Here is a 10,193-nt window from a genome sequence, read left to right as displayed (position 1 = left end):
GACCCTCTCCGTGCTCGGCGACTCCTTCGCGCTGATCGCTCTGCCCCTGCTGGTGCTGGAGGCCACGGGGTCGGTCGCGCGGATGGGTCTGCTGACGGCGGTGGGCGGGGCGGCCTCGGTCGTGGCGGCGGTGTTCGCCGGGGCCGTGGTGGACCGGGTGGACCGGCGCCGGCTGCTCATTACCTGCGACCTCGTGCGCATGGGGCTGTACGGGGTGGTCCCGCTGGTGTGGCTGTTCGGCCCGCAGATCTGGCTGCTGTACGTGGTGCTGCCGCTGTGCGAGGCCGTGGGCATGCTGTTCGCGGTCGGCTACGTCACGGTCGTACGGGGCCTGGTCGGCACCGGGCAACTCACCGAGGCCAACGGCCGGTTGAACGCGACGGCCGCCGCCGCGGGCGTCCTCGGGCCGCTGTGCGCCGGACTGGTCGCCGCCTGGTCCGGCCCGGCCGCGGCGGTCGGAGTGGACGCGGCCAGCTTCGGTGTGTCGGCAGCCTGCCTGTTCTTCGTACGGTTCCGCAAGCGCACACCGGACGAGCGGCCGGGGCGACACAAGGGGGAGCGCACCGGCCTGTGGCAGGACCTGCGCACCGGCGTCGCTTTCCTCTACGGCCACCCCGTGCTGCGCTCGCTCACCGCCCTGCTGTTCGTCTTCAGCTTCCTCACCCTCGGCCTGAACGACTTGGTCATCTACCACCTCAAGCACGATCTCGGCCATGACGATGGCACGGTCGGCACCGTCATGGCGGTCGGCGCACTCGGCACCATCACCGGTGCCCTGCTCGTGGCCCGGTTCCGTCGCCGCCTCGGCTTCGGCCCGACGTGGACCGGCTCGGTCGCGGTGTGCGGGCTGGCCTTCGCGGGTCTCGGCTGGGCCCGTGACGTGCCTGCCGTCGCCGCCCTGAGCGCCGCGTTCCTCGCCTGTGCCGGCATGGCGGGCACCTGCTCGATGTCGCTGCGCCAGGAGGTCACCCCCGAGCACCTCCTGGGCCGCGTCACCTCCGCCTTCTGGACGCTTCAGTACGCGGCGGCACCGATCGGCGCGGCGGTCCTCACCTGGGCGGCGGAGGAGCAGGGCACGACCCCGGTCGCCCTGGCCGCCGGGACGACGTGTGTCCTGCTCGCCGTGACCGCCCTGTTCACCCCGATCCGCGGGTCCGGCCGGTCACCCGTTGACCCCGCTGTAGTGCCGCAGACTCCACCGCCACAACAGCCGCGCCCCCAGATACGCCAGCAGCCCGAGCAGCGGTGACGCCGCCGCCAGCCAGTACGGCACGCCGGTGGTGTGGCCATGGCCGGTCAGGACTGCCGCCGGGAAGTAGGCGACGAACGCGAGCGGGAGACCGTAGGTCAGGAGGCCGCCCACCGCCTTGGGCAGGACGTTCAGCGGATAGCTGCCGAACGTGCCGAGGAGTTCCTCCAGCCAGCGGCCCCACATGTCGGCGGCCGGGAAGCGCAGGGACGCGCTCGCCACGGCCGTGAACAGGGCCGCCTCCAGGAGCATGCCGCCGAGCACGGCCGCGATCAGATACGTGATGCGGCCCGCCGTCCAGTCCAGGTCACTGCGGGACAGCGCGCCCACCATCAGGCCCGCCGCGACCGTGAGGTCCCCGATGGCGTTGGTGGGGAAGAACGCCAGCTGCATCTGCCGGTGGACCGGCATCGGGCGCATCAGGTAGATGTCGACCCGGCCTTCCTGGATCTGCCGGCCGGCCCAGTGCATCCGCCCCAGGAACAGCACGAACAGGCCGTGCGCCAGCATGCGGGTCGCCGGGATCAGCAGCACGTCCGAGCTGTCCCAGCCGCCCATCCCGGCGAACCGGGACAGCAGCACCGTGGCGAACACGATCACCGACACCTGCCAGATCGCCCCGATCGCGATCATCAGCAGGAACTCGGTGCGGTACTCCATCTGCGCGCGGAAGTTGAGCGCCGTGACGCGCCACACGATCCGCAGAGCCTTCACCGACATCTCAGCCTCCCTGCGAGATCACGCGCCGGGCGGCCCGCCGCCACAGCAGCCGGGTGAACAGCGCCAGCACGACCACCCACGCGGCCTGCACGGAGAGCTGGAAGACCGCGTCGGAGAGGGGGATCCGCCCCACGTACAGCGACAGCGGCACGCTCAGCGTGGCCTGGAAGGGCAGGAAGGCGCTCATCGTCAGGAACCAGTCCGGGAAGAACCACAGCGGCGCGTACACCCCGGACAGCAGGTTCTGCGCGAACAGCAGGATGAGCATCGCGGCCGTGTTGCGGACCGTCCAGAAGCACAGCTGGTCGAGCACGAGCATGACGTAGTAGAGGACCCACTGGCCCAGCAGCATGCTGAGCACGAACACCCCGGCCACCGCGGCCGAACGGGGCGGCTCGACGACCCCCGCGGCCAGGCAGATGACGTAGCCCGTCAGCGCCCACGCGAGCCCGTACAGCTGCTCGCCGGCGGCCCGCAGGGCGTAGTAGCGCTGCGGCGGCAGCGGACGCAGGTACCAGTAGACGATGGTGCCGAAGTGCATGTGCTGGAGCACCGTGTCCCGGCCCGCGTACTGGTCCAGCTCCCGCAGCCGGGACGCCAGTACGGCCAGCACGGCGTACGTGACCGCCTGGTCGCGGCTCAGGCCGGCGGTCGTGCCGGTCTGCGCGTACAGGCCGCGCCACAGCGACCAGACCAGCACCACCTGCACGGCCAGCCGGAGCGCGACGGCGGTCATCCGGGGCGGGGCGTTCAGCTCGCCGAGCGGGGTGACGCGGGCGGCGCGCCAGGCGTGCGGCGCGGCCACGTCAGGCCTCCCCGGCGTGCACGTACGCGGCCCGCATCACGTCTTCCAGGTCCGCCTCGTCCAGGGCGATGTCCGTCACCTCGAACCGCTCGATCACGGCCTTCAGCGCCTGGTGGACGGTGGGCGCGTCCGCCCCGTCGGGGCCGAAGACGACCTGCGCGCCGTTGTGCCGCAAAAGCGTGATGCCGGGCGGCGGGACGACCTCGGCGTGCGCGTCGGCGAGCGTGGCCCGCACCTGCCAGGTCGAGCCGAACTTGCGGCGGATCTCGTCGAGGGTGCCGTCCAGGACCAGCCGGCCGTGGTTGACCAGCACCACCCGCTCGGCCAGCCGCTCGACCTCCGTCATGTCGTGCGTGGTCAGCAGCACCGTACGGCCGCGCTGCTCCACCTGGTGGCGCAGGAACTCCCGCACCTGCTCCTTGACCACCACGTCCATGCCGATGGTCGGCTCGTCCAGGAACACCACCGGCGGGTCATGCAGCAGGGCGGCGGCCAGGTCGCTGCGCACGCGCTGGCCGAGCGAGAGATGGCGGACCCGGGTGTCCCAGAACGACGACAGGTCCAGGATGCCGTCGAACTCCTTCAGCCGGGCGGCGTGTTCGGCCTTCGGCACCTCGTAGATGTCCCGCAGGATCGCGAACGACTCGCGCACCGGCAGGTCCCACCACAGCTGCGTGCGCTGCCCGAACACCGCCCCGACGTTACGGGCGTTGCGCTCCCGCTCCCGGTACGGCACCACGCCCGCGACCCGGGCCTCGCCGGACGTGGGCGTGAGGATGCCGGTCAGCATCTTGATGGTGGTGGACTTGCCGGCGCCGTTCGGGCCGAGCAGGGCGAGGAGTTCGCCCGGGGACACGTCGAAGGTGATGTCGGAGACGGCGTGCTTGGCCACCCGCTCCGGATTGACCAGCGATCGGACGGCGCCCAGGAAACCGGGGCGGCGGACGGTGGTGTGGAAGGTGCGGGACAGCCCGCGGACCTCGATGGCGACACTCAACCGACTCACCAACTTCCTTGTGGTGAACGCAGTCGCGGCCGGTCGGCTTCGAGGGCCGACCGGCCGCGGATGACGTCCCGACCCTCTCGGAATGTCGATCAATGGGTCAATCGATTAATCGGGTTCTTACATCGATTTCTTACCTGGTGGTCGAGAACACGAACGCGAACTCCGCCGGCTCGGCCTTCAGGAAGTACTGCGGCAGCGGACCCGGGCCGCACGACTGCGAGCCGATGCCGTGCTGCCCGTGGTCGAGGTTGACCCACACCGTGTCGCCGGGCGTGAGGTCGGTGCGGTGCCGGGCCGCGTCCAGCTCCTCGGTGGTCCAGCGCCGCGCGGTGAACCAGAACTCCGGGTCGCCCTCGATCCGCAGACCGCCGAGCTCCACCCAGCGGACGTCGGCGCGGGCGCCGTTCTCCTGCGGGCGGACGTACGGCGTCTGGAGCCGGTCCACCGTCGACTGCCAGCGGCCCACCATGGACGCCGTCCGGGTGTCCGGGTACGCCTCGCCCGGACCGCCGCCGAACCACTCCACCCGGTCGGCCTCCGACAGCCCGAAGCGGACGCCGAGCCGGGGCAGCGGCACCGTCCAGTCGCCCTCCGGCGTCACGGACACGGTCAGCTTCAGCCGCTCGCCGTCGGACGTCCAGCGGTACACCGTGTCCAGGCCCACCTCGCGGGCGGCGGGCGCCACCCGGGTGCGGACCGTCAGCGCGTCGTCGCCCGCCTCGACCGAGACCAGGCGGTGCCGCATGCGGTGCAGGCCGAGCGTGCGCCACAGCATCCCGTAGCGGGTGTCGGTCTGCCACTCCGCGCCGTCGTCGTTGTCGGTCGGCGCCCGCCACACGTCCAGCCGCGGGGCGCTCACCTCGACGTCGCCGATCGACCGCAGCGCACCGGTGCGGGCGTCGAAGGCGGCCGGGCCCAGGGTGAACCGGTCCCCGTCGCGCACGGGCCGGTCGGTCGCGGGGAAGGTCGGCAGCGGCCGTGCCCCCGCGGCGAACTGCCCCCAGGCCACGACGTGGTCCTTCGCGGCCCACAGCGTGTCGTCGGCGAGCAGCGCCCGCACGGTCCACTGGCGTTCGCCGCCCCGGCCGTCCATGGGCGGCTCCGGCAGCTTCACCTCGGCGCTCTCGCCCGGCGCCAGCGCCGGCACCGACAGCGAACCCGACTCGACCGTCTCGCCGTCCACCTGGCACGACCACTCGAAGGCCAGCGCGGACAGGTCCGCGAAGTCCTGCTTGTTGGTGATCCGCACGATGCCGTTGGCGCCGTCGCCCTCGATGTGGACCGGCTCGATGACCTTCTTGTACTCGACGAGGCCCGGCGACGGCGTCCGGTCCGGGAAGACCAGCCCGTCGCAGACGAAGTTGCCGTCGTGCAGCTCCTCCCCGAAGTCACCGCCGTAGGCGTAGCCCAGCTCGGGGTGCTTGACGCCGTGGTCGATCCACTCCCAGATGAACCCGCCCTGGAGCCGCTCGTGCTTCTCGAACAGCTCCTGGTAGTCGGCGAGGCCGCCCGGGCCGTTGCCCATGGCGTGCCCGTACTCGCACTGGATGAACGGCAGCTCGCGGCGCTTGCGGGTACCGCCGTCGAGCCGCTGCCCGATCTTGTCGACCTCGTCGTGGAAGGCGTACATCCGCGAGTACACGTCCGTGTCGCGGCAGTTCCAGTCGCCCTCGTAGTGCACCAGCCGCTCGGGGTCGCGGTCGTGGATCCACTCGGCCATGGCGGTGAGGCCGCGGCCGGTGCCGGCCTCGTTGCCCAGCGACCAGAACACCACCGACGGGTGGTTCTTGTCCCGCTCGACCATCCGCGCGGCACGGTCCAGCAGGGCCGGGGTCCAGCGGTCGTCGTCGACCGGGTTGTCCCGCCAGTCCTGCTCGGTGAAGCCGTGGGTCTCCAGGTCGCACTCGTCGATGACCCACAGGCCGTACTCGTCGCACAGGTCGAGGAAGGCCGGGTGCGGCGGATAGTGCGAGGTGCGCACGGCGTTGAGGTTGTGCCGCTTCATCAGCAGCACGTCCTCACGCATGGTCTCCAGGTCGAGCGCACGGCCCTGCTCGGGGTGCCACTCGTGCCGGTTGACGCCCTTGAAGAGGACGGCCCTGCCGTTGACCTTGATCAGCCCGTCCTCCAGGACGACCGTGCGGAAGCCGATCCGCAGCGGCACTCGCTCGCCCTCGGTGGCCAGCACACCGTCGTAGAGCTTCGGCGTCTCGGCCGTCCACGGCTCGACCGCGACCGTCACCGACTCGCCGGTGGCGACGTCGATGTCCAGGGCGGGGACGGTCACCCGCCCGTCGACGTCGGAGTCGACGCGCAGGGTGCCCTCGCCGGTGGTGTGGTCGTAGGAGGCGTGCACGAAGAAGTCGCCCACGCCGCCCGCCGGGCGGTGCAGCAGCGTCACGTCACGGAAGATGCCCGGCAGCCACCACTGGTCCTGGTCCTCCAGGTACGACCCCGCCGACCACTGGTGCACGCGCACGGCCAGCACGTTGCCGCCCGGCTTCAGCAGGTGCCCGACCGCGAACTCGTGCGGCACCCGGGAGCCCTTGAACTCGCCGAGCTCCGTGCCGTTCAGCCACACCCGGGCGCAGGACTCGACACCGTCGAACCGCAGCACCGCCCCGCCGTCCGACGGCCAGTCGGACGGCAGGTCGAAGGCGCGCAGATGGTCACCGGTCGGGTTCTCCGTCGGGACGTGCGGCGGGTCCACCGGGAAGGGGTAGAGGTGGTTGGTGTAGATCGGGGACCCGAACGCCCCGTCGCCCTGGAGGACCCAGTGCCCGGGGACCGTGACCTCGGCCCAGTCCCCGGCCTCGTAGCCCTCCTCGGCGAACGAGTCGTCCTCGGCGTCGATCGTCGCCGACAGCCGGAAGCGCCAGCTGCCGTTCAGGGACAGGGACCGCGCGTCCGAGGACGCGTACCAGGCGCGGGGCGGCAGGGCCCCGCGGCCCGGGGAGACGTCCTCGACGTAGTCGACGGAGGTGGTGCGGAAAGACATCGGTCTCCTAGCTCAGCCCTTGATGCCGGTCTGGGCGATCCCCTGCACCAGCCAGCGCTGGAGGAAGAGGAAGACGAACACCAGGGGCAGGATGGAAATGGCCGTGGCCATGAAGATCAGGTGGTAGTTGACGGTCTGGTTCGTCATATACGACGACAGCGCCACCTGGACTGTCCAGGCACTCGGATCCTGTCCGATGACCAGGGGCCACAGGAAGGAGTTCCAGCCGTTGATGAAGGTGATCGTGGCCATCGCCGCGAAGAAGTTCAGCGAGTTCGGTACGACGATTCGCCAGTACGCGCCCCAGTAGCCGAGCCCGTCCACGCGCGCCGCCTCCTCCAGCTCCTTGGGGAACCCCAGGAAGTACTGCCGGAACAGGAAGCACGTGAAACCACTGAAGAGGCCCGGGATGATGAGACCCCGGTAACTGTCCACCCAGCCGAGGGACGAGACCAGGACGAAGCTCGGCACGAAGGTGACCGCCGTGGGGACCATCAGGGTGACCAGGACGGCGTAGAACACCTTGTTGGCGTGCTTGTACGGGATCCGGGCGAGGCCGTACCCGGCCATCGAGCAGATCAGCAGGATGCCCGCGGTGTGCAGGACGGCGACGACGACCGAGTTCCACAGGGACCGGGCGAAGTCGACCGTGACGTCGTTGAACGGCTCGGTGAAGTTGCTCCACTGGATGGCGGTGGGGAACCACTTCCAGTTCTCCCCGGTGATCTCCGGGTCCGTCATCAGGGCGTTGCGGACGATCAGGTAGAAGGGGACCAGGAAGAGGACGGTGGCGATGCCGGTCGCGATGTAGAGGCCGGTGTTGCCGATGACGCCGCCGCCGCGCTTGGCCTTGACCGGCTTGGCGGCCTTGCTGAGGTCGGGCGCTGTGGTGGTCACTTGGACTCCTCACCCCTTCCGAAGCCCATGATCTTGCCCTGGAACAGCGTCACGATGCAGATGAGAACGGTCAGGACGACCGCGCCCGCGCTGCCCACGCCGTAGTTCTGGTTCTCACCGAGGGCCATCTTGTAAAGCTCGACCAGCGGCGGCTGGCCCCAGGTGGCCTTGGGCAGCAGGTTCCAGAACTCGTCGAAGGCCTGGTAGGCCGCGATCAGCAGGAGCAGGATCACCGCGGTCGAGGTCGCCCGCAGCTGGGGCAGGGTGATGTGCCGGAAGGTCTGCCAACCCGGCTTGGCGCCGTCGATGGCGGCGGCCTCGTACAGCTCCCGGGGGATGTTCTGGAGTGCCGCGAGGAAGAGGATCATGAAGAAGCCCGACTGGAGCCACAGGCGGACGGTCACGATGACCAGCCAGTACCAGGGCGGATCGGGGTTGGCCAGCCAGGCGATGTTCTCGATGCCGAACCAGCCGAGGAAGGTGTTGGCCATGCCGAAGCGGACGCCGTTGAAGATGGACATCTTCCAGATCAGCGAGGCCGCCACATAGCTGACCGCCGTCGGCAGGAAGAACACCGACCGGAAGAACGCCCGCATGAACCGCAGCCGGTTCACGAGCAGGGCGAGTCCCAGGGACATGGCCCAGGTGGCGGGCACGATGAACGCGGCGAAGACGGTGAAGGTGACGAGCGAGTTCAGGAAGTCCTCGTTCGTCAGGATCGACTTGTAGTTCTCGAGGCCGACGAACTCGCTCGGTGTGACGGTGAATCGTGCCTCGAAGAAGCTGAGCCAGAGGCTCCAGCCGATGGGCACGAAGACGAAGATCACCAGGCCGATGAGGAACGGGCCGGTGAAGAGCCAGAAGTTGAAGGTGCTGTTCGCCCGCAGGCCCCGCCGCGGCCGGGTCGGGGAGACCTTGGCCGGGGCGGGCTGGGCGACCCCGCGCGTGGTGGTGGTCGACATGTCGAGATCCGTCCGGTGGTCTATCCGAAGAGCTTCTTGAGTTCGGCGTTGACCTTCTTCTCACAGGCGTCGAGCGCGGCCTTCGGGTCGCCGTTCTTGCGGACGGTGTTGGCGATCACGTCCCAGAACGCGGCGATCATGGCCTGCGTCCAGCCGATGTTGTCGAAGTGGCCGAACTCGTTGAAGAGCTTCACGCCCTCGGCCGGCAGGCCGGACTTCAGCTTGGTCGCCGACGCGGCGAGCGAGGTGCGCGGCGGGATGTGGAAGCCGTAGGAGGTGGCGAAGTCCTCCTGGTACTGCTTCTGGTCGATCCACAGCCACTTGACGTATTCCTTGGCCGCCTCGACGTTCTTGCTCTTGGCGTTGACGAACATCGACCAGCCGCCGTTGTAGACCGACTGCTTGCCGGCCGAGCCGACCTTCGGGAACGGGAAGATGCCGATGTCGTCGCCGAGCGCCTTCTGCATGGCCGGCATGGCCCACATGCCGCACCACTGCATCGCGGTGAGGCCCTGGATGAGGGCCGACGGGTCCCACGAGTCGGCGGGGGCGTCGAGGAGCAGGTTGCCGCTGGTGAACAGACCGCGCAGCTGCTTGAGGCCCTCGGCGACGGCGTCGGTGTTGAAGGCGGGCTTGTTGTCCGCGGTGAGCGTGTCGGCACCGGCCGACCAGATCAGCGGGCGATCGATCGAGGTCAGGTCGTTGCCGAGGAAGAGGCCCTTGACCTTGCTGGTGGTCAGCTTGTCGGCGGCCTCGATCAGCTCTTCCAGGGTGGTCGGAACCTCGATCTTCGCCTTCTCGAACAGCGAGGGCCGGTAGAAGAGGAACTGCGGGTCGTCGATCATCCGGATGCCGTATATCTTCCCGTCGACCGTGTGCGACTTGATGTCGGCCGGGTTGAAGTCGTCCTTGACGGGATCGATGAGGTCGGTCAGGTCCGCGACCTGACCGCTCTTCACCATCTGGATCTGCGGGTGGAACTCGAAGACGTCGGGCGCGTTCTTGGTGAGCAGTGCGGAGAAGAGCTTCTGCTCGTAGTTGTTGCCGGTGATCCACTGCGTGGTCACGTTGGCGTCCTTGTACGCCTTGGCGTACCGCTTGACGGCCTGCTCGACGCCGGCCTCGCCGTACGCGTGGAAGTACTGGACGAGGCCCTTGCCCGACCCGGACCCGCCGCCCCGGCCGGTGTTGCCGCCGCACGCGGCAAGTCCGCCGGCGGCGGCCAGGCCCATCGCGGCCCGCAGTACGTTTCGGCGGTCCCAGTTCATGTTGCTCGATGCCGACATGCTGACGTCCTTGTCTCGAGTGCGGCTGCGGCTCTTCGGCTCACTGCCTGATGGCTCACGAGCTGTGGCGGCTCGCGCCAGATGGCTCAAAGAGAGGTGCGGTGCGGGACGCTAGAGCTTCGACTAAGGCTTCGGCAAGGGGTTGGACGAAGTCTGTTCGAAGCGTTGTGTCCGGTTCGTCATTTCGAACATGCGGGGGTGGCGGAGGAGTTGCTTCCGCCGCTAGGAGGGTGGAGCGGTGGTGCGGCTCCGCGCGGGGGTGGTCGCGGG

8 protein-coding genes are annotated in these 10,193 nt (G+C 69.5%); 1 reads left to right on the top strand and 7 read right to left on the bottom strand.

The window, feature by feature from the left end; translation table 11 throughout:
- On the top strand, positions 1 to 1,249 hold a 1,249-nt coding region (locus CA983_RS34015; RefSeq protein WP_244207209.1), incomplete at its 5' end, for an MFS transporter.
- Here CA983_RS34015 and CA983_RS34010 read toward each other — a convergent pair.
- The 7 genes from CA983_RS34010 to CA983_RS33980 form a co-directional block, all read right to left on the bottom strand.
- A complete protein-coding gene (locus tag CA983_RS34010; RefSeq protein WP_208637097.1) occupies positions 1,163 to 1,969 on the bottom strand; it encodes an ABC transporter permease in 807 nt (268 codons plus the stop codon). The genes CA983_RS34015 and CA983_RS34010 overlap by 87 nt on opposite strands.
- A 1-nt stretch (position 1,970) precedes the next feature.
- Entirely contained in the window at positions 1,971 to 2,774 is an 804-nt protein-coding gene (locus tag CA983_RS34005; protein ID WP_086604632.1) for an ABC-2 family transporter protein, read from the bottom strand.
- A gap of 1 nt (position 2,775) precedes the next feature.
- Entirely contained in the window at positions 2,776 to 3,771 is a 996-nt protein-coding gene (locus tag CA983_RS34000; protein WP_086604631.1) for an ABC transporter ATP-binding protein, read from the bottom strand.
- 139 nt (positions 3,772 to 3,910) lie between these two features.
- Positions 3,911 to 6,778, bottom strand: a complete 2,868-nt coding sequence (locus CA983_RS33995) for a glycoside hydrolase family 2 TIM barrel-domain containing protein (protein ID WP_086604630.1) — start codon at positions 6,776 to 6,778, stop codon at positions 3,911 to 3,913.
- Positions 6,779 to 6,790: 12 nt separating this feature from the next.
- Positions 6,791 to 7,675 carry a carbohydrate ABC transporter permease gene (locus tag CA983_RS33990; RefSeq protein ID WP_086604629.1) on the bottom strand — a complete coding sequence of 295 codons (885 nt, stop codon included), beginning with the start codon at positions 7,673 to 7,675 and terminating at the stop codon, positions 6,791 to 6,793.
- Positions 7,672 to 8,637, bottom strand: a complete 966-nt coding sequence (locus tag CA983_RS33985; protein WP_086604628.1) for a carbohydrate ABC transporter permease — start codon at positions 8,635 to 8,637, stop codon at positions 7,672 to 7,674. The genes CA983_RS33990 and CA983_RS33985 overlap by 4 nt, the downstream gene beginning before the upstream one ends.
- 20 nt (positions 8,638 to 8,657) lie before the next feature.
- Positions 8,658 to 9,923: an ABC transporter substrate-binding protein gene (locus CA983_RS33980; protein ID WP_086604627.1), complete on the bottom strand. Its 1,266-nt coding sequence runs from the start codon at positions 9,921 to 9,923 to the stop codon at positions 8,658 to 8,660.
- Positions 9,924 to 10,193: the final 270 nt, after the last annotated feature.

Origin of the sequence: Streptomyces swartbergensis, from assembly GCF_002148965.1 — a bacterium.
Taxonomy (GTDB): Bacteria; Actinomycetota; Actinomycetes; order Streptomycetales; family Streptomycetaceae; genus Streptomyces; species Streptomyces swartbergensis.
This window is presented reverse-complemented; position numbering and strand designations above follow the sequence as displayed.